Annotated in this window: 21 protein-coding genes, 1 tRNA gene and 1 pseudogene (1 of these 23 running past the window's edge); 7 read left to right on the top strand and 16 right to left on the bottom strand. The window is 52.9% G+C overall.

Translation table 11 applies throughout. From position 1 onward, the window contains the following. Positions 1-7 precede the first annotated feature (7 nt). The 8 genes from INT22_RS04320 to INT22_RS04285 form a co-directional block, all read right to left on the bottom strand. Positions 8-1,981 carry a 2Fe-2S iron-sulfur cluster-binding protein gene (locus tag INT22_RS04320; RefSeq protein ID WP_193059821.1) on the bottom strand — a complete coding sequence of 658 codons (1,974 nt, stop codon included), beginning with the start codon at positions 1,979-1,981 and terminating at the stop codon, positions 8-10. 57 nt (positions 1,982-2,038) lie between these two features. Continuing rightward, entirely contained in the window at positions 2,039-2,662 is a 624-nt protein-coding gene (locus INT22_RS04315; protein WP_193059820.1) for a glutathione S-transferase family protein, read from the bottom strand. Between the two features lie 134 nt (positions 2,663-2,796). Continuing rightward, positions 2,797-3,705, bottom strand: a complete 909-nt coding sequence (locus INT22_RS04310; RefSeq protein ID WP_193059819.1) for a LysR family transcriptional regulator — start codon at positions 3,703-3,705, stop codon at positions 2,797-2,799. 2 nt (positions 3,706-3,707) lie between these two features. Next, positions 3,708-4,619: a LysR family transcriptional regulator gene (locus INT22_RS04305; protein ID WP_193059818.1), complete on the bottom strand. Its 912-nt coding sequence runs from the start codon at positions 4,617-4,619 to the stop codon at positions 3,708-3,710. Positions 4,620-4,832: 213 nt separating this feature from the next. Next, positions 4,833-5,153: an addiction module antidote protein gene (locus INT22_RS04300; RefSeq protein ID WP_193059817.1), complete on the bottom strand. Its 321-nt coding sequence runs from the start codon at positions 5,151-5,153 to the stop codon at positions 4,833-4,835. Further along, positions 5,140-5,307, bottom strand: a complete 168-nt coding sequence (locus INT22_RS04295; RefSeq protein ID WP_193059816.1) for a hypothetical protein — start codon at positions 5,305-5,307, stop codon at positions 5,140-5,142. The genes INT22_RS04300 and INT22_RS04295 overlap by 14 nt, the downstream gene beginning before the upstream one ends. Positions 5,308-5,693: 386 nt before the next feature. After that, positions 5,694-5,784: transfer RNA gene (locus INT22_RS04290), tRNA-Ser, on the bottom strand. 58 nt (positions 5,785-5,842) lie between these two features. Beyond that, positions 5,843-7,549, bottom strand: a complete 1,707-nt coding sequence (locus tag INT22_RS04285) for a potassium/proton antiporter (RefSeq protein ID WP_193059815.1) — start codon at positions 7,547-7,549, stop codon at positions 5,843-5,845. A 147-nt stretch (positions 7,550-7,696) separates the two neighbouring features. On the opposite strand from INT22_RS04285, the gene INT22_RS04280 reads away from it, so the two are divergent. The 3 genes from INT22_RS04280 (at position 7,697) to INT22_RS21855 (ending at position 10,269) form a co-directional block, all read left to right on the top strand. Continuing rightward, positions 7,697-8,857: an ABC transporter substrate-binding protein gene (locus INT22_RS04280; RefSeq protein ID WP_193059814.1), complete on the top strand. Its 1,161-nt coding sequence runs from the start codon at positions 7,697-7,699 to the stop codon at positions 8,855-8,857. Positions 8,858-8,883: 26 nt separating this feature from the next. Then, the gene (locus INT22_RS21860; RefSeq protein ID WP_319022029.1) at positions 8,884-9,750 is read left to right on the top strand and encodes a 3'-5' exonuclease; all 867 of its coding nucleotides are present in this window, start codon (positions 8,884-8,886) and stop codon (positions 9,748-9,750) included. Positions 9,751-9,903: 153 nt separating this feature from the next. Then, complete coding sequence (locus INT22_RS21855; RefSeq protein WP_319022028.1) at positions 9,904-10,269, top strand: hypothetical protein; 366 nt, start codon at positions 9,904-9,906, stop codon at positions 10,267-10,269. Positions 10,270-10,297: 28 nt separating this feature from the next. On the opposite strand, the gene INT22_RS04270 is transcribed toward INT22_RS21855, so the two are convergent. The 3 genes from INT22_RS04270 to INT22_RS04260 form a co-directional block, all read right to left on the bottom strand. Next, a complete protein-coding gene (locus INT22_RS04270; RefSeq protein ID WP_193059813.1) occupies positions 10,298-11,104 on the bottom strand; it encodes an alpha/beta fold hydrolase in 807 nt (268 codons plus the stop codon). Between the two features lie 54 nt (positions 11,105-11,158). Further along, entirely contained in the window at positions 11,159-11,827 is a 669-nt protein-coding gene (locus INT22_RS04265) for a 7-cyano-7-deazaguanine/7-aminomethyl-7-deazaguanine transporter (protein WP_193059812.1), read from the bottom strand. 159 nt (positions 11,828-11,986) lie between these two features. Then, positions 11,987-13,903 carry a propionyl-CoA synthetase gene (locus tag INT22_RS04260; protein WP_193067726.1) on the bottom strand — a complete coding sequence of 639 codons (1,917 nt, stop codon included), beginning with the start codon at positions 13,901-13,903 and terminating at the stop codon, positions 11,987-11,989. 287 nt (positions 13,904-14,190) lie between these two features. Here INT22_RS04260 and INT22_RS04255 point away from each other — a divergent pair, with 287 nt between their 5' ends. Continuing rightward, positions 14,191-14,511: an ArsR/SmtB family transcription factor gene (locus INT22_RS04255; protein WP_083004010.1), complete on the top strand. Its 321-nt coding sequence runs from the start codon at positions 14,191-14,193 to the stop codon at positions 14,509-14,511. Between the two features lie 31 nt (positions 14,512-14,542). On the opposite strand, the gene sohB is transcribed toward INT22_RS04255, so the two are convergent. Further along, positions 14,543-15,589: a protease SohB gene (gene sohB, locus INT22_RS04250; RefSeq protein WP_193059810.1), complete on the bottom strand. Its 1,047-nt coding sequence runs from the start codon at positions 15,587-15,589 to the stop codon at positions 14,543-14,545. A 140-nt stretch (positions 15,590-15,729) separates the two neighbouring features. Here sohB and INT22_RS04245 point away from each other — a divergent pair, with 140 nt between their 5' ends. After that, complete coding sequence (locus INT22_RS04245; RefSeq protein WP_038484038.1) at positions 15,730-16,041, top strand: SCP2 sterol-binding domain-containing protein; 312 nt, start codon at positions 15,730-15,732, stop codon at positions 16,039-16,041. 23 nt (positions 16,042-16,064) lie between these two features. Here INT22_RS04245 and nudC read toward each other — a convergent pair whose 3' ends face one another. Genes nudC through INT22_RS04225 form a run of 4 tightly spaced genes read right to left on the bottom strand, consistent with a single transcriptional unit; the run spans position 16,065 to position 18,846 of the window. Further along, positions 16,065-16,844, bottom strand: a complete 780-nt coding sequence (nudC, locus tag INT22_RS04240; RefSeq protein ID WP_193059809.1) for an NAD(+) diphosphatase — start codon at positions 16,842-16,844, stop codon at positions 16,065-16,067. Beyond that, positions 16,837-17,589, bottom strand: coding sequence for a DNA polymerase III subunit epsilon (gene dnaQ / locus INT22_RS04235; RefSeq protein ID WP_193059808.1), 753 nt, complete (start codon positions 17,587-17,589; stop codon positions 16,837-16,839). The genes nudC and dnaQ overlap by 8 nt, the downstream gene beginning before the upstream one ends. Beyond that, positions 17,577-18,056, bottom strand: coding sequence for a ribonuclease HI (rnhA, locus tag INT22_RS04230; protein WP_038484029.1), 480 nt, complete (start codon positions 18,054-18,056; stop codon positions 17,577-17,579). Before rnhA ends, dnaQ begins: the two co-directional genes overlap by 13 nt. Beyond that, on the bottom strand, positions 18,049-18,846 hold the full coding sequence (locus INT22_RS04225) for a class I SAM-dependent methyltransferase (protein ID WP_193059807.1): 798 nt from the start codon (positions 18,844-18,846) through the stop codon (positions 18,049-18,051). Before INT22_RS04225 ends, rnhA begins: the two co-directional genes overlap by 8 nt. 112 nt (positions 18,847-18,958) lie before the next feature. Here INT22_RS04225 and gloB point away from each other — a divergent pair, with 112 nt between their 5' ends. Continuing rightward, positions 18,959-19,726, top strand: coding sequence for a hydroxyacylglutathione hydrolase (gene gloB / locus INT22_RS04220; RefSeq protein ID WP_193059806.1), 768 nt, complete (start codon positions 18,959-18,961; stop codon positions 19,724-19,726). A 29-nt stretch (positions 19,727-19,755) separates the two neighbouring features. Further along, positions 19,756-20,025: pseudogene (locus INT22_RS04215) on the top strand (transglycosylase SLT domain-containing protein); it runs 958 nt beyond the window's last position.

The following is a 20,025-nucleotide window of genomic DNA, read 5'->3' as shown; positions in this document are numbered from 1 at the left end:
TGCTGATTTATGGGCGCTTACGATGTATCGCAAGCCTTCCAGAGTGCTTAGCAGGTCGAGCACTGCACAGTAGAACTTTTCCCTCTGGTACTGATATGCCTTCTGGATAGGTCACCTCCCCCTGATCCAATAAGCAGGCGCACTCTCCACAGCTACCGCTGCGACATCCATAGGCAGGATGAAGTCCCGCTTTTTCAGCAGTTTCCAAAAGAGTTTCACCAGGTTGCCAGTGAGCTACCACACTAGAATTGGCAAAGCTTACTTCTACCGCTTGTTCAGCGGATGGTACTGCGTATGTTTTTGCTAGCGCCGAAGGGCCGAAGGCTTCTGTGTGTATCTGATTGGGAGCGAGCCCTAGAGCCAACGCCTCCTCATGGTAATGCTGGACAAAGGTAGCGGGGCCACATAAGTACAGCTGTACTTCGGAAAGGACTTTATCAGCCAGAACCTCCACCAGCGAAACCCGACCTGGAATCCAGCCGTTGGGGACATTGGCAGATCCGGTAACGTGGCGCTGTAATCGTAGCCCCTGCGCGCTCAAGTCGAGTAGCTCTTCACTAAAAGGCGCCTCACTGGCATGTCGCACGCTATGAATTAAGGTTACGGGGCCCCGGTCTGCGCCGGTTAGCTCATGCGCTAAACTCCGTATCGGCGTAATACCGATACCACCTCCCAGCAGCACCCAGTGAGCACGGTCTGAGCCGCTAGCATGTGCAGTAAACGAGCCACTCGGCAGGCTGACAGACAACTCCGAGCCCACCTGCAGCGCACTGTGTAAGTAACGCGAGCCCTCGCCGTCGGCCTTAACACTGATGCGATAGTCGGCCTGCTGGCTATCGCCCGAAAGCGTATAGCTGCGTACCAGCGGCGTACCATCCAAGCGCGGTACACGTAGTGTAATGAACTGTCCCGCTTTAAATGGAGCCAGCTCTTTGCCTTGCTGGGAACTCTTCGAATAGAAAGAGCGAATCTCATGCGTCTCCTCCACCACGGTGGTTACTTGAACGCGCTGCACTGTGGAGGGAGCAAGCGCTTTCCAGGGCCCATAGGGTTCAACCTCAGCGACCGCTGCATTTGCGTGGCTACGCCAGTGCAACGCCTCCGGGCGCCAGACAATATGGCGTGGTGTTAAGCACCAGTAGCGTTCAGCACCAGGATAATGTGCCCCTGCAGTTTCCTCGTCCACCAGCCGCGCTTCACCGGAGAGGTGCAGCACATCTCCACTGGTAAAATCCGGTATTACTAAGGCAGCGCGGCCGCTGGACAGCACGTTGCCTAGCGTATTGAAGAATCGATTGCCCGCAAAATCGGGCAGAATCAGATCACATCCCAGGCGCCGAATAAATCCCGGTTGCCCACCACGATGAGAGGCGTCCACCTGAACGCCTTGGTCGGTATGGGCGTAACTGCCCACGAAGGCCGTAATCGCACGATCAATATGCTCAAGAACTGGCGCCGGTAATTGACCTAGGTTCGCGTCGCGCATGGCTAGCACGGAACCCGGCAGGGGCTGTACTGAGTTCATCGTCGACCAGTCGTGAATGTACTGCGGGCAATTACCGAAGGCATGAACCACTTCCAACTGCCATTGACCTGCGGAGCCTTGCAATACCCCGTTAACCCGGTTACGACGACGCGTGTGAAGCTCAATACCCAGTAGCCCAATGTTGGCGCCATTGATAAGCAGCGGTGTAAGGGGATCATCTGCTGGCGGTGATAACGCTAGATCCAACCGTGACTCGTCCGGCGCATGAACAAATCCGGGGGCGCCCTCCAGCAGCGTGACCCAAGGCCAGCTGTCACTATCCACCGCCGCTGCTGCCACAAACGGCAGTTGAGGGAAGAAGTGCTGGAGCTGCGGTGTCAGAAAGGGACGCATCACCTTGCGGCCCACCTCTGCCATCTGTTGTTCCACACCGACCACCCGTTGCAAAGCAAGTTCGCCTTGATGCCATGGGCTGCTGGTGATGTCGTTATTCACCCTTGACTCCTCGCGAGCAGCTCGCCCGCACCGATTTGGAATGCTGCATCGGCTGGCCTAGCGGACCAACCCAACCTTGGTCACGCCCATAGGCACGAACCCATCCAACGACTCGATACGCTGAAGCCAGTCGCGAATATGCGGGTAAGGTTCCAGCGAGACATTCCCTTCGGGCGCGTGAGCGATGTAGCTGTAGAGCGAAACCTCCGCCAGGGTGGCCTGCTCACCCGCTAGGAAAGGCTGATTTACTAAGTGGGCATCTACAATTTTAAAAAGCTCATGAGCATCAGCAATCAGCGGTTCAGGGTCGAAAGGAGCATTAAACACCGTGACCAAGCGAGCCTTCATAGCGGAGTTCGCAAGCGGCCCAGCCGCCACCGACAACCAGCGCTGCACCTGTGCTTGAATTAGCGGGTCGTCAGGCAGCCAGCGACCGGCTCCATAGCGACGCTCCAGATAGACCAAAATAGCATTGGAATCTGCCAGGATAACGCCTTGATCATCAAGCACTGGCACCTGTGCGAAGGCATTCAAATTCAGGAAAGGTGGCACTTTATGCTCGCCTGCGGCTAGATCAACATCGATAAAGCTGGCAGACAAACCGAGCAGAGAAAGCATCAGCTCAATGCGGTGGCAGTGGCCAGAAAGAGCGTGGCGATAAACCTTGATAGCGTTGGACATTGTTGGGCTCCTTGAATAAGCGCTTTCAATAAATGAGTGTCACCACTATTGAGTGACGTCACTCATTCTGCGCCAAGCAAAGAGATGCAAGAATAGCGATCATGAACAACACAAAATTGCGCTGAATGAAATAATTACTCCGCCAACTGCGCCCGTAGCCAAGGAGTTGCCAGCTCAAGGAACGCCATAACGCTGGCAGGCGCTCGAATACCAAGGGTGTAGGTTAGCGCCAGAGTATCAGCCTTAGGCCAGAGGGGTTGGGCGACAGGTTCGAGCAGCCCCTGCGCGCAAGCACGACGCGCTTCTAGCGCGTAGCAACGTACGATGCCTGCACCTTCTATAGCCGCCTGCAGCCCTGCGGCACTTGCGCTAACGCTAAGCCGGGGTTCAAAGCGGAAGGATTGGCCTTCAGCCAAACGCCAAATAGACGCCTGCCCTTCCCGATGACAGTGAATAAGCGCATGGAGGGCTAAGCTGTTGAGGTTTTCAGGACGCCCTGCCTTATTCAGATAATGAGGGCTGGCAAACAAGCCAATGCGCAAATCACCCAGGGGCCTAGCGTAAACGCTCCCAGGTAGCGACCCACGCATAAGGCGAAGATGCACAGGCGCATCGCTCTCTATATGTATGGGATGTTCATCAGCCAGCAAGTAGACCTTCAGCGCGGGATGCTGCTCTTGCAATTGCAGTACCACCGGCAGTAGGAGTGGTTCCACCAACGTTTGGGGCGCTTGTATACGTAACGTGTCATTGAGCTCGCGATGCTCTAAGCGCGCACTGGTTTCAGCATCGGTAACTGTGTGGATCAGTGTGTCAGCGTATTCGCGCAAACGCTCGCCAACCGGGGTCAATGTGCTGCCTCTCGTTGATGTCGTGACTAAAGCGACGCCTAAGCGCTGTTCCTGCGCGCGCAGCAGACGATGGATCTTGGGCGCTGAGAGGCTGCCCGCATCAGCGGCGGCCTGCACGCTGCCGTGTTGGGCAACGGCAGAGAGCGCCATTAAAGCCTCAAAGCGCAGCGCCGACTCAGGTGGGAGCACCATGGTTAGGTACGATAGTCGAGCGCCGGATCGGCACGCAGCCGCTCGGCAAGAAAGTCAACGAAGGTACGCACGCTGGCAGCCCGCCCACGGCCCGCTGTCACCCAAATATTAATGGGAATGGCAGCGGGTTCGAAATGCCTCAACACTCGCCGCACTCTACCTTCGGCTTCACTAGTAGCCACTTGGTAAGAGAGCAGTCGTGTGAGCCCTGCATCTGCCTCGACCGCTGTTAACGCCGCGTGAATAGCGCTGATGCGCAGCCGTGGCGATGGCGTCACCTCAATGCGTTTGCCTTGCTCTTCGAACCACCAGTGCCCGCTCAAGTTTCCGCCTTCTGCCACCACCGTGGGCAGTGCTTCCAGCTCCAGCGGGTGCGTTGGCTCACCGTGCTGGGCCAACCATGCAGGGCTTGCGCAAACCACTTGCCGCACCTCACCCACCGGCACGGTCAAGTTTTGGCAGTTCTCTGGCACGTGGCCGATGCGTACCGCCACATCGATGCCTTCCTCCCGCAAGTTAACCGGTCGATCGATCAGTTCGGCACGAACCTGCACATCAGGATACTGTTCCAGATAGTCGACGATCTGCGGGGTAACGAAGTACTCGCCGAACAGCACTGGCGCAGTGACGTGCAATAGGCCGCGTGGGGTGAGATAGCTACCGGTCGCAGCGGCCTCAGCCTCCGCAAGCTGGGCAAGCACCTGCTGGGCATCCTCAAGATAACGACGCCCCGCTTCCGTTACGCGCACCTGCCGCGTCGTGCGTTGTAACAACGCAACACCCAAACGCGCTTCAAGCGCCGCCACTACCCTAGTCACCCGAGGCGGCGACAGCGTAAGCTGCCGCGCAGCAACCGAAAAGCTCTCCAGTTGTGCCACCGCCGCAAACACGCGCATCTCATCGAATCTATCCAAGACAGCTCCAGGGTCAGGGGAAGGAATCGCAAAAGGTATTGAGTCTCAAATACCAGTACAACATTATGGCTCTTGAACGGCATGTCATCAAAAGTACAACAGCGTTTGATACTGACGGCCACACGTACTGGAGAGGCACTCACCGCTGGATGGCCTAAGATCGAATAAATACAGGTGCCTGTGTGCGCTTTGATGCGACGCTATGCACGTCTTTTAAGTGGTTTTAGCTTGTGGCGCTTGATGGGTAAGATCGTGGAAGTTAACGCCTGTGGCTTTAATAACTGCTGTCATGGTGCGAAGTGTCGGATTGCCTTTGGGGGATAAAGCGCGGTAAAGGCTTTCGCGTGATACTTTGGCACGCTCTGCTACCAGCGCCATTCCGCCTTGAGCTTCAACGACATGACGCAGCGCCATTAGGAAAGCTGACTCTCCCCCCTCTTCGTCCAGCTCATCAAACGCTGCGCGCAGGTAGTCCAGAGCCATATTGGGGTCAGTGCGCAGCATCTCGATAACTGCTTCATCATGACTTTTCATGACGTGTTCTCCTTTTGTGGTCGGCCAAAAACGCTTTTGCCTGTTCGATGTCAGACTGCTGGGCGGCTTGACGATCTTTAGCCTTAGTAGCATCCAACCAGGCTTGAAAAGGGTCATAGCCATCAGCGGTAAGGTAGTGGGTAAGTTCAGTCATAATGCATTGTATCTTAAAAGCTACAAATTCAAAGAGATAGCGTGGCTTTAAGCGCTTGAGCTTCCAGCCGCTCTACTCGGACGACCGACAAACAAACGGCTGAAGTGATAGAGGGAAAATGGAAGGCGCAACTTATGCAAGCGGGCTGGGTGTCGGGAGGCGTGCCGCTGGCCGATGTAAAGGAAGTGAGGGCATTCCACAATTAACATGACCGAGCGATATGCGAACCTTGCGCCATACCGAGCAAGAGACGAGGTATTCAAGCTGCGATCACGTTCTCATCACGTTAAATAACCGGTGGAGAATATCGAGGCGCTGCCAGGAAGGAAAAAGAAAGCCTAGAAACGAAAAAAGCCCCTGACAAATCAGAGGCTTTTCGAGATAAGTGGCGGAGGGACAGGGATTCGAACCCTGGATAGGCTATTAACCTATGCCGGTTTTCAAGACCGGTGCATTCAACCGCTCTGCCATCCCTCCGGCTTATGGGTGCGTATAATAACAGCTTTCCCTTGGAAGTCAACGCCTTTCCGATTAATTAGTAGAGCCTTAAGCCAACACGGGTAATGTTCCCGCCTTCCATTTCACTAACCACCCAGTGAATGCCATGCCAGTCGACATCGTCGCCTACTACTGGGTGGCCGCCGACGCGTAGCGAGATAAACTCCGCAAGCGTCATGTCCTGCTCACCGGGGCTTAAGGTTAAACCGTAGGCTTGAGCTATATCCTGCATTTGCGCTTCGCCATCCAAGGTAAAGGTACCAAAGAAGGCCCGCTCTTGTTTAAGCTTTGCATCGCCGTTGAATAGGCGATTGAGCGCGACGAGGTCTTCGGTGCGGCCAATGACACAAATAACATCATCAAGCTTAAGCCGCGTGCTCCCTTTGGGGTGAAGCATAACGTGATTGCGAAATAGTGCCGAAATCAATGCGCCCGAAGGGAAACGCAGTAGCCGGATAGGAACATCTTCTAAGTCTTCGTTTTCGACCACGTAAACAAACATCTCAAAATCATTATCCGGCATTATGCCTAGCGGCCCTCGGCGGTTTGGCGTGGTACCTACAGGTACTTCTACTTTCAGCCATCGCGCCATAAGTGTTAGCGAACCGCCCTGAATAAGCAGCGACATCAGTACCACCGCAAACGCTACGTTAAAGTACAACGAAGCGTTTTCTACCCCACCGATTAACGGGAAGATAGCCAACACAATAGGCACCGCGCCCCGTAGGCCAACCCAGGCAATAAAGAAGGTTTCTCGCCAGCGGAATTTGAAAAATGGCTTAATGGTAATCAACACCGCCAGGGGGCGCGCGACAAAAATCAGTGCTAGCGCAACGAGTCCTGCTGGCAATGCCACGTCCCAGAGCTGGCTTGGAGTGACGAGTAGGCCCAGCACCAGAAACAAACCAATCTGGCTCAGCCAAGCCAAGCCGTCGTGTACCGGAAGAATAAAGTTAAGGTGGCGCCCAGGCTGATTACCAATCATCAACCCTGCTAAATAAATGGCCAGGAAACCGCTACCGCCTAGCACACTGGTTAACCCAAACACGCTAAACCCAAGCGCCAGCGCTAGCATGGCATAAAGGCCAGGGGCCAGATCTAACCAACGCAGCAGCTTAGCGCTTAGCCAACCACCACCAATACCAACAACTAAACCAATCCCAAACTGGGAAATGAAGAACAGCAGTGTTTCGCCAATGCCGCCAATATCACCAACCAACAGCTCGACCAACATCAGCGTGAGAAAAATGGCCATCGGGTCGTTGGTACCCGATTCAATTTCCAGTGTGGCCCCTACCCGCTCGTTGAGGTTAACCCCACGGCCGCTAAGCATCGAGAACACGGCTGCGGCATCGGTGGAGCCAACAATTGCCCCAACAAGCAATCCTTGTACTAGGGAAAGATCAAACACCCACATGGAAATGACACCAACAATAGCGCTGGTGATAAAGACGCCAAAGGTGGCTAACGAGAGCGCTGGCCTAAAGCCGACACGGAACGTTTTTAATCGAGTGCGAAGGCCGCCATCCAGCAGAATCATTGCGAGCGCTAGATGGCCAATCGTGAACGCCATGGTGTAATCGTCAAACTCAACCCCTAGCAGGCCCTCTTCCCCCGCCAGCATGCCAAGTCCTAAGAAAATCAGTAGCAGCGGCACTCCCATCATTGAAGAAAGACGGCTCGCTAAAATGCTGAGCGCCATCAGGGAACCGCCTACTAAGAAGAACGTGTAAATTGTGTCCATGTCTCTCCGTCTCACCATCAATGCCGTTCTATTATTACATGCCACCGTACAATTTACTGAGCTTGTTAGGCTTGTCGCTTACAGGGGCTAGCCAGATCCTTCACCTCACAGCTAAACTCCGGCGTCATACCATCGGGAGTTAAGGTTATGTTGAACGCTTTTTGGCGTATCGGTTCACTTGTATTCTTCACATTAAGCATTTTTTTATTATTTTCAATTTCAGCCACTTACGCAAACGAAGACAGCGAAACAGTTAGTAGTAGTGAGCCGCTTACGCTTGAGAGCGAGGTATCATTGCCCATTGGGCTATGGCCACCTATAGGCAATGACGCAGCAGAAGATGAGCCGGAAGAAGCGCCCAGCATGGCGCTTACACCACCACCGCCATTAGAGCCGCCCCCCTTAAAGCAGCTTCGTCTAATGCTAGATTGGTATGTCAGCCCTCAGCACGCAGCCTTAATTGTGGCGAAGCAGCGTGGCCTGTTTGCTGCCCAAGGACTTGAACTTGAATTATTAACCCCCGCAGACCCATCCATCGCGATCAAACTGTTGACGGCGGGAGAAGTTGATCTGGCGTTAACGCGTCAGCCGTTGTTGCATTTACACGTTCACGATGGTGCCGCCATTACCCGTATTGGCACGCTGATTGAGACACCACTAAATGCTGTCATCGTGGCGGGAGGCGCCCCAACAGGCGAAACTACCGATCAACTTGCAGGCTTGCACTATGGCTTTTCCACCCGCGAAGGGCGTGATGTGCTGGCAGTTCAACTGGTGCCTACCTCATTTCGCCAAATCGACGATTTCACCCCGCCGGAAAGCGTCCACTTTGATGCTGCCAGCGCCCTACGAGAAGGCCGTGTTGATGCCATCGCCGATGGCTTTTATCACACGCTGCCACAACAACTGGCGTCAGATGGCATTGTCACCCACACCGTGCGTTACAACGACGTTGACGTGCCGCGTCATGATGGTTTGATACTGTTGGCACACAGCGACACAGTCACAAAACAAGCAGCTACTTGGTCACGTGTTCTTGTGGCCTTGGAAGAGGCGAGTAATTGGATTATTGAAAACCCTGATGCAGCATGGTCGTTGCTGATTGGCAGCTACCCTGCACTGGATAATGCGATTAACGAAGCCGCCTGGGACGACTTATTACGCCGCATTGCCATTAGCCCGGCAGCTCTTGATGCCCGACGCTATGCATCATTCGAACACTATCTTGAGCAAGCAGGTATTATCGAAACAGCTTTGCCGGTTGCCCGACTAGCCGTCAACCCTCATACGTTGACTGATGTACGCTGAAATAAGGTAGTAATAACGCAAGCGCCATGAGTAACCCTCCACTGATATTTATTGATGTTGAGACGACGGGCACCCGTGCGACGCGTGACCGCATTACTGAAATTGCTGCCTTAAAGGTAGTCAATGATCACATAACGGATCGCTGGGTCAGCCTGATTAATCCTGGCACCAGCGTGCCTTCTCACATCAGCCAGCTCACCGGCATTTATGATGATATGCTGATTGATGCGCCCTCTTTTAAGACCATTGCGCACACCTTGCGAGAATGGCTCGGTGAAGACTGCCTTGCAGCCCACAATGCACGCTTTGATGCCAGCTTTCTGCGCAACGAGTTCAAGCGTGCCGATATTACCTATCAGCCGCTACTCCGCTGCACACTGCGCATTTCCCGTCGTTTAATGCCTGAACTGCCTAAGCACAATCTCCACGCCTTATTAGCGCATTTCAACATTCAGCAAGCCCGCCAGCATCGGGCCGAGGATGATGCCACTGCGCTTTGGCAGCTGTGGGAAACCTGGCAACAACAGTATGACGCTGCCAGCTGGCAAGCCGCTCTTGCCGATGAGCAGCGCCACCGAAGCCTGCCCGCACATTTACCCAGTGAGCAACTAACCGGGCTTCCTGCTTCACCAGGGGTTTATTTGTTTTATGGTCACAACCGCCTTCCCTTGTACGTTGGCAAAAGCATTAATTTACGCAGCCGCGTGCTTGGCCATTTCCAGCGCGACCACCAGGACGACAAAGAGATGCGCCTTACCCAGCAAATACAGCACGTTGAGTGGCAAGAAACCGCTGGCGATTTAAGCGCCCAGCTGAGAGAGGCTCAACTGGTCAAAGAGCTGATGCCGATTATGAACCGACAGTTACGCCGTCAGGGGCATTTAAAAACGTGATATTGGCCAACCGATCAACCTTGCCCAACGCTGGTCAGCGGCAGAGCCATCAGCCAGCCTCAGCCGGGAAAGCTCTTTGGGCTGTTTCGCAGTGCCAAAGAAGCTAAAGATGCGCTGCGCAATATTGCCGAAACACATCCGCTTTGCCCGCAAGTGCTCGGAATAGATAAGGGAACAGGACGGTGTTTTGCTAATCAGTTAGGCAAGTGTCGAGGCGCCTGCTGTGGACAGGAGCCACTTGAAAACCACACACAGCGCGCTCAAGAAGCACTAGCATCTTTTCAAGTAAAAACATGGCCTTGGCCGGGGCGAATCATTATTCGCGAGAAAAGCCGTAAAAATGGCCCAACTAACCATCATGTGGTCGATCACTGGTGCTATTTAGGCAGTGCCACGACCAAACAGCGTGCCTTGGGGCTAAAGGGAGTCGCTGCCAAATTTGATGTGGATACCTATCGCATCCTAAACCGCTTTTTACGCGAACCAGAGCGGCACAACCTGACGGTGTTGCCGCTCTAGCTCTCCGTTACTTAGCGTTGCCTTCAGGCTACGCGTGGGCGGCCATAAATGCATCAACGGCTTGCTGGAATGCTTCTGGCTGATCGGCGTGAAGCCAATGCCCGGCGTTTTTAAGTGTTACTACTCTTGCGCGTGGCAGTACTTCGCGCAGCGCTGGTAGCATGTCATCTGCGACGTAGTGCGAATCAGCACCTTTAAGCACCAGTGTCGGCCCTTCGAAAGCGCGGTCACCATCAGGTTTGCCGATAATCGCTTCATAACCACGTTGAATTTCATCCAACCCAACGCGCACCTCCATCTCACCCTGCTCATTGCGCACTAAATTGGTGGCAAGAAACAACCGAGTTGGACGGGAGTCAACATGCTCGGCCAATAAGGCGTCGGCTTCACGGCGGTTAGTGGGTTTACCCGCTTTTACTCGTTCGAGTGCAGCAAACACATCGTCGTGACCGTGCTGATAAGCCACCGGAGCGATATCCGCTACCATCAGTGACGCGCAGCGTTCAGGGCTCATACGCGCCAGCGTCATAGCCACCTTACCGCCCATTGAGTGACCCAATACATGCGCGCGTTCGATCCCAAGCTTATCGAGCGCCGCCAACACGTCTTGGCTCATCGCGGTATAGCTCATACCTTCTGCATGAGGTGAACGACCGTGGTTGCGAAGATCCACAGCAATGACCCGCCTACTGCGCTGCCAAACCTTTAAATGCGAACGCCAGTTATCGGCGCTACCCAACAAACCGTGGATCACCACAAGAGGTAGTTGATCATCGCTACCTGATTCGTCGGGCAAATCGATCACATAAAGATCAACACGGGCATCATCAGACATGCGGGCTCCTCAGTCGTTACGCTTGGATTTATGCTTGGTCGTTAAGCCTAGCCGTTATGCGGTACGGGGTGATGCGTCAGTTTGCCCTGTCCACACGACTAGCCGACGCGTTAGCCACGCTAACAACAGACCATATAAAGGCAGGAAGAATAATAGACTAATGCCTAGCTTAATGGCGTAGTCGACCACGGCTATTTCTACCCAATGTTCGGCCATAAAAGGGTCTGGGCTGTTATAAAATGCGGTCGCAAAAAAAGCAAAGGTATCCGCTAGATTACCCAATACGGTAGAGCAAACGGGAGCTACCCACCACGCCCACTGACGAAGACGATCAAACACTTGAACATCGAGTAACTGGCCTAGCACGTAAGCAAGGAAACTAGCCAACGCGATACGGGCAACAAATAGATTCCATTCTCCCAAGGCTTCGATACCGACAAAGCTTCCCCGTGGAAAAATTACCGAAACAACGTAGGAAATCACCAACGCCGGAAACATGACGCGCAGTATAATTGAGCGAGCCGGTCCTTTCCCGAACAAACGAACCGTTAAGTCCGTTGCAAGAAAGATAAAGGGGAAACTGAATGCGCCCCAGGTGGTATGGAAACCAAACAGGGTAAATGGCAATTGAACCAAGTAGTTACTGGCGGCAATGATACCAATATGAAACGCGACCATTACCAGAAGGCAACGGCGGTGCTGGGTGTCGGTTAATGCAAACATGCAGGTTGGCCTTTTTTTGCAAGTCCGAGGGGTTAGGGAACCCTCATTTAAGCGCGGTTAACGCCACTGGGGCGCGCATTATACGCCTTCCGTTAGGTAATTAAAGTCGCCCACCTGCCGGGGCGACTCTATTCATCACGCTATTAGCAATGTTTGAGCCTAAACGTCTAGCGACTTAGCTTGATCCGACGCGCCGACAGAACGCTCGCGCATCGCCGCATGCACATCTTCTAAGCTAGTCGGATCATCAATGGTTGAGGGAATGCCGAACGACTTACCGTCGGCAATATTACGCAGTAACTTGCGCAAAATTTTACCCGAGCGGGTTTTAGGCAATCGATTGACGACCAACACCTGCTTAAAGCAAGCAATCGGCCCAATGTGCTCGCGTACTCGACTGATCAGCTCTGCTTCAAGCGTTGCTTCATCGCCATCGAAACCATCTTTAGTGATCACCAGTCCGATGGGTAGTTGGCCTTTTAGCTCGTCGTGAATACCAATCACGGCACACTCAGCCACCGCAGGGTGCGCACCGACGATTTCTTCCATTTCACCGGTAGAAAGACGATGCCCGGCAACGTTGATCACATCATCGGTTCTACCCATGATGAACAAGTATCCCTCTTCATCGAAGTAGCCACCATCGCCAGTCAGGTAATAGCCTGGGTAGGCTGCCATGTAGGCACTATGAAAACGTTGGGGATCACGCCAGATACCGGAAAGGCAACCAGGTGGAAGCGGTTGCTTAATAACCACGCTGCCCTGCTGCATTGGCTCTGTTTGCTCACCGTCACGATCCAAAATTTGCACGTTAAAACCAGGCACCGGAAAAGTTGCCGAACCTGCTTTGGTGGGCGCAGACTCAATGCCAGGCAAGTTTGCTGCAATAGGCCAGCCGGTTTCAGTTTGCCACCAATGATCGATTACCGGTACATCCAGCAGGTCATCAAGCCAATGAAACGTCGGTGGGTCTAAGCGCTCACCGGCTACATATAAGTGTTCAAGACTGCTGATATCGTAATTAGCTAGCAGCTTGGCATCAGGGTCTTCTTTTTTGATTGCCCGGAAGGCAGTCGGTGCAGTGAAAAAGCTTTTAACCTTGTACTCGTCAATCAACCGCCAAAAGCCGCCTGCATCAGGTGTTTTAACGGGTTTCCCCTCATACACGATTGTGGTGCAGCCTCTTAGCAGTGGCGCATACACAATATAAGAGTGTCCTACTACCCACCCTACATCCGACGCCGTAAACATCACATCGCCAGGATTCAGGGCATAAATTGCTTCCATCGAATAGGCTAACGCTACCGCGTATCCGCCTGTGTCTCGCATAACCCCCTTGGGCTTACCTGTCGTGCCAGAGGTATACAGGATATAGAGTGGGTCGGTCGCTTTTACGGGAACACAATCAGCAAACGGCGCATCCGCTACCAGTGCTTGCCAATCATGGTCGCCTTGATGGAGTTCCGCACGATGGGCTTCACGTTGAAAAACGACGCAGGCATCCGGTTTAAAACTGCTGAGTGAAATGGCTTGATCAACAATAGGTTTGTAAGGAAGTACTTTATCAACTTCAATGCCACAGGAAGCAGCAATCACTACTTTTGGCTCAGCATCTTCAATGCGCACCGCCAGTTCATGGGGTGCGAAACCTCCAAACACAACCGAGTGAACCGCCCCTAATCGGGCACAGGCATACATTGCGATGAGCGCCTCAGGCACCATCGGCATGTAAATAACCACTCGATCCCCCTTTGTCACACCAAGACGCGCAAGCCCTCCGGCAAACTGCGCAACACGATCACGCAACGCTTGATAGGTAATGGTTTGCTTTGACTGGGTAACGGGAGAATCCCATAGGATAGCGGGCTGGTCGCCCCTGCCTTGCTCGACGTGGTAATCGATCGCCGCGTAGCAAATATTCAGCTCGCCATCGTCAAACCAACGGGCATGTTGCTGATCGTCATAGCTAAGAATTGTGGAAGGAAATTTGAACCAAGGTAGCCGCTTGGCCTGCTCAGCCCAGAATGTTTCGGGATGTTCAACTGAGTGCTGATACGTTTGCTGATAGAGGCTCATGGTGGGACCTGACTTTATTGTGTTATTGAAAGTTACCAATTGTTGACACTTTATAAAGTAAGCAGCCGCTACACCCTCATACTATGGGATAAATCGCGACTAAAGCGCTATACACCCAGCATCATTGTCGACAAAACACCACACCACTACCATTGATAGATCGTTAAACCAGCGTTTGGACAAATACCGCTAAATTACTGATCATTCAACAACTGATCCTCGCGACGCGACGATGCCTAAATAACCTATAACAACGCTGTCACAACCGTGTAGGCAAGGAGATCCTCATGTCTGCTTCTACTAGCGCCGCTGCCCGTTTACTGGAACATGATTGCCACGCCATAGAGGCGGGCACTAATCTACTTAAAGCATTGGCAAACGAAAAACGCCTCCAAATACTCTGTCTTCTGGCAGAAAAAGAGCTCTCAGTCACTCAAATCAATCAGCAACTGGAGCTAAGTCAGTCAGCGTTAAGCCAACACTTGGCAATTTTGCGCCGCGATCAGCTGGTCGACACTCGCCGCGAATCGCAAACCATTTACTACTCATTAAGTAGTGAAAGCGCCAAGGCAATCATTGACACCCTGGCGCACCACTACGCCGCCTAACTGCCAAGCAGCTATTAACAGTAGCTATCGACTATCGACGCTGCCAACCAGCCGCATCGATTAAACCAAGCCCTTTAACAATGGCTTGCTCGACGCCCGCCGACATAGCCAAGCCTACCTTACGGCTGAGGGTTTTCGGCGGTTCAAGCTTCACGCTGTACACCTGAGCCTGCGCCATGCGCTCTACCAAATACGCCTCACTGGTACCAATGCTGTCGGTCAGTTTCTGTTCTAACGCTTCACTGCCGTACCAAATTTCACCCGTCGCTAGTGCATCAATGTCCATGTCAGGACGATGCTGAGAGACATACTCTTTAAACAACCGATGGGTATTTTCTAAATCATCAATAAATTTTTCACGACCCTCTTCGGTATTTTCCCCTAGCACGGTCAAGGTTCGTTTGTATTTGCCCGCCGTCAGCAGTTCGACATCAATATCATTGCGCTTTAGCAAGCGATGAATATTAGGCACCTGAGCCACAACGCCAATAGAGCCAATCACCGCAAACGGCGCAGCTTTAATATGGTTAGCTGTACACGCCATCATATAGCCGCCGCTGGCGGCTACTTTGTCGATACATACCGTTGTGGTTAAACCTGCCGCTTGAAGGCGATCAAGTTGCGCTGCCGCTAAGCCATAGGCATGCACGAGCCCGCCCGCCGACTCTAACCGCACGACAACTTCATCCTCGGCTGCGGCAACATCAATAATCGCCGAAACTTCCTGAGCAAACTGCTCAGTTTGCGAAGCCTTGAGATCACCATGAAAGTCCAACACCCATACCTTCTGAGCGCTCTGAGCCTCTCCTTTGCCTTGCTTGGCGGCCTTGTGCTTTGCTTTCTCTTCTTGGCGAAACACTTTTACCAGTTTTTTCCTTGCACCCTGTTCTGTCGTGGCAACGCGCAGCCTGCGGCCACGAGAGCGCCGCTGGTCGTTGAGAGACTCTACGCTTAGCTTAAGGCTATTATCCCCACTCTCCTTATTACGCAACACTAACGCCAGCACGATGCCCACCATCGCCATCAACAAGGTGGCTTGAATCAAAAACGTGCCCATCTCTACCATCCAGTCACTCATACCTTCTCTCCTACTCGACAATCTAGCTTGATTAAAACACTTGTTTAAAATAACCTCGTTAATAGCGTCGTGAGAAACTAACTCACCTAACGCCTTACACCTGCTTGGTTAACGACCAAATAATTTTTTGGGAATGTATAATGTCATCGAACACGTTAGATAAACTTCAGTCGCGCTTTAATCCAGAAGCTGCCAAAGGAATGGATGAGGTATTTCAATTTCATTTCTCTGACGCAGGCAGCCATTACATGGTGATCCAAGATGGAACTCTGGACGCACACGAAGGCGAACACGACGATCCTTCTGTAAGCCTAAGCATGAGCTCAGATACGCTTAAAGGCATCATGAGCGGTGATATCAACGGCATGACGGCTTTTATGACGGGTAAGCTGAAAGCTACCGGCAATGTCATGCTGGCCACTAAGCTGACCAGCCTGTTTCCCAGTAAATAATGCCCGTTCTCGCCCGCGAGCATTCAACGCCAGCGGGCGAGATGCGCTTCGATAAGTTCACGTGAAATTGAGTACGGTGGTGGCAATGAAGGTAACTGCCTTGGCGAAAACCAAGCGGCATCACTAATCTCCACACCATCGATATGAATGCGTCGCGTCGTCGCTTCTGCAAAAAAACCAAACATTAGTGAATGCGGAAATGGCCACGCTTGGCTTTGGTGATAACGAAGGTTTTCTACATGTACGCCTACCTCTTCGTATATCTCACGATGTACCGCTTCTTCAGCAGACTCTCCAGGCTCAATGAAGCCCGCAAGTGTTGAGTAACGTCCGGGCGGGAATCTTGGGCTTCGTGCTAACAGCATCGCCTCCCCACTGGTGACTAGCGTGATAATGCAGGGTGAAATGCGCGGATAGTTACGATGCCCACAGGCATGACAGTGCATCGCAAACTCAGCTTCCAACTTGGTTGCCTTCTCACCGCAACGCCCACAAAAACGATGGTTCTCTAACCAAGCACCGACCTGAAGCGCCGTCGATAGTAGGCTGAACCAGGAGGCAGTCAACTCCCCTAGCCACTGCCGTCCATCTATCCAGTCCTCACCCGGCTTACTTTCCACTAACAGCGCCACCGGCTCATCGTGCCAATAGCACAGCGGCTGCATCCGCTCGTCCCACGGTTGAGTCGGCTGTAACGGCGTCAACTCACCGCCTTCAACCAACGGTGCTGGCGCTAGATGACTTCGGGACACGCGGATAACACGACCTTCTCGCGCATAATGGGGAATTTCTCGTCTAAGCATCGGCATTATTACCTTCAGACCAACCACCATCAAACCAACGTAATTGATGCGCCTGACATTTAGCTTGGTGAGCGGCGCGCTCTTCCTCACTAGGCCGGACGACCCTCAACTGCCCTGGCGTCAACGCTAAACGCTGTACCGACAGCCCTTCATTGGCTTGATTGTTTTGCTGCTCACCTGACGATGCTTCTGAATCAAGCGTCAGCGCCGTTTGCCCGCCGGTCATCGCCAAATAAACGTCGGCTAGGATCTCGGCATCAAGCAATGCGCCGTGCAACACACGATGACCGTTATCAATATCGTACCGCTTGCATAACGCATCGAGACTATTACGCTGGCCTGGGTGCATCTGACGAGCCATCACCAACGTATCAAGAATGCGGCAATGTTCACTAACAGGGCCTAACGCGGGGGACCGTCGCCGCTGGTTTAACATGGTCAGCTCGTGATCGATAAACCCCACATCGAAGGGGGCGTTATGAATCACCAGCTCGGCTCCTGCTATAAATGCCCAGAAGTCATCGGCTATGTCGGCAAACACCGGTTCATTCGCCACCTTGGCGTCATCAATACCGTGAACCGCCACAACCTCAGCATCAATATGCCGTTCAGGATTGATATATTGATGATAGGAGCGCCCTGTAAACCGCCGGTTAATCATTTCAACGGCACCAATTTCAACTAATCGGTGACCATCTTTTGGGTCGATGCCGGTTGTTTCCGTATCCAAGATCACTTGGCGCATGCTGCTCTCCTGTTATGCTCATCAATGGCTTCGTTAGCCAACGCATCGGCGCGCTCATTACCGGGGTGCCCGCTATGCCCTTTTACCCAGTGCCACTCGACACGATGCCGCTGTGTTTCCTCGTGAAGGGTCTTCCAAAGCTCAGCGTTTTTAACCGGTTGCTTGGCCGCTGTCTTCCAGCCTCGCTTAATCCAATTGTGAATCCATTGAGTAATTCCTTGGCGCACATACTGGGAATCGGTCCAGAGGGCCACTTCACACGGCTTATTTAGCGTTCGCAACGCCATAATGGCCGCCATTAATTCCATACGATTGTTAGTGGTATCTGCTTCGAAGCCTTTTAACGTCTTCTCATGCTGCCCGCTTGACAGCACTACCCCCCAGCCACCTGGGCCCGGATTTCCTCGACAGGCCCCATCGGTATACACCGTAACGCGAGGCAACCCATCGGTTGCTTGCTTACTCACTTTCACTATCCTTTTCTAGACGACGTTGACCTGAGTGGTATCGCGCAGAAACACCGGTTCGTGTAGCTCCCAGAGAAGTGGGAGTGATTGGTGCACGCAACCCAAATTTAAGACGTTCTACCGGCGCATGGCGTTGTCGCCGCTGCGCTTGAATCATGTAACTTTCACCCAACGGTAAATTATGCCTGCGTCCCAACGCTTCCCAGCGCTCTCCACAGGTGGTGCTCATCGGCCCCCGAAAACAGCAGTAGTCTACGCGTTCTACGTCAAAATCGACAAACGCCAGCCAATCGCGCAAACGGCTAGCCGTACGCCACTGCCCGCTCCAAGGAAAATTCCCTTGCTGCTTACGCCAACGCTGGGTTAACCCGTTCAATCCTAGCGGATTGAAACCAAACAGAACTAACACTCCGCTATCGGAAGTTACCCGGGCAGCCTCTTGTAACGTGTGGTGGGCATCTGGCAAATGCTCTAGCCAGTGATGAATAACCACCACCTCTAAACTGCGGTCTGGTAAGGCAAGGTGATCTGGTGGACAGACTAACGTGGACGAAGCCTCCGCCATTGCTCTCGTCGGTGACCAGCGAATGATATGAGGAATGGCCGACATCGTCATCAACGTCGGCCCCATACTCATCTCTAAACTGTGGCCACCTTTGCGCCCTTCAACCAGCGGCCCCAAACACGCTCGCTGCGTTTCCCATAGCGAACGGCCAGCCTCTGTTTGCCAGTACGCTTGGCTTTCCGCCATCTGCTGGGCGAGCCGAGTTGCCGTTGACGAAGTTGACATGAACAGCGCTTCCCTCCACAGTAAATGCTTTTTAACGTTTTGAACGCCAGCGTTAACGCATTCGAAAGCGTCTAATTGAGCGTCTATTTTTTTGAACTAAAGGATCTCGCCCATGATGAGCGTGACACCGATTCCCGCACTTAGCGATAACTACATTTGGCTATTAAGACAGGATACCAGTCAAAGCGTTTGCGTGGTGGATCCCGGTGAAGCAGCACCTGTCATCGAGTTTCTTGAGCGTGAATCCTTAACGCTTGATACGATTTTGATCACTCATCACCACCATGATCATACGGGTGGCCTTACAGAGTTGATTAAACGCTTCTCGCCTCGGGTTATTGGCCCCTCCAATCCTACTATTGAAGGTATTGATGAACAGGTAGGGCATGGCGATGAAGTACGTATTATGGGGCGTCTTTTTGCAGTCATGGCCACGCCAGGGCATACGTTAGATCACGTGAGTTACTTCACTCCAGGAATTCCTGCGCTACTTTTCTGCGGCGACACCCTGTTTTGTGGTGGGTGCGGCCGCTTATTTGAAGGGTCGCCAGAGCAAATGTTTGCATCTCTTCAAATCTTAGCGGAACTCCCAGAGGATACGCTGGTCTTTGCAGCGCATGAATATACGCAAGCGAATCTAACATTTGCTCGTGCTGCAGATCCTGATAACGAAGACGTTAAATATGCACTGCAGGAGTGTGAGAAGGCTCGGGCATTAGACCGACCTACCTTACCCAGCACGATAGGACGCGAGCTGAAGATCAACCCCTATTTGCGCGTGAGCACCGACAGTGTGCGTCAAGCAGTAGGTACACATGGGGTCAATGATGATGATCTCGCCACGTTCACCACTTTACGCGAGTGGAAGAACCGTTTTTAAGAACGCTATCGAGTAAAAACGAACCGACTATGACTTATCGAACGATTCGCCAGCGCTTATTACTAAGCGCTGGAAGCACTGTTATTGTGAGCCTATTTTTAGCCGCTGCGGCCAGCTCTCAAGCCTCTACTACCGATGCATACCAACCTAACAGCGCCCTCAATGACGCGCCCGCTTCACCCGATTTCCGCCCCAATGCCTTTCAGCATCACTTCTGGGAAGCGCTTGAGCTACAACCCCAGGATGCCTGGAGCACATTACGTGACAGCTTCCAGTGGCAGGAAAAAAATCTCCCCGCC

Origin of the sequence: Halomonas sp. 3D7M, from assembly GCF_014897885.1 — a bacterium.
In the GTDB taxonomy this organism is placed as follows: Bacteria; Pseudomonadota; Gammaproteobacteria; order Pseudomonadales; family Halomonadaceae; genus Vreelandella.
Note: the sequence above shows the minus strand (reverse complement) of the source record. Positions and strands in the feature narration are given on the sequence as shown.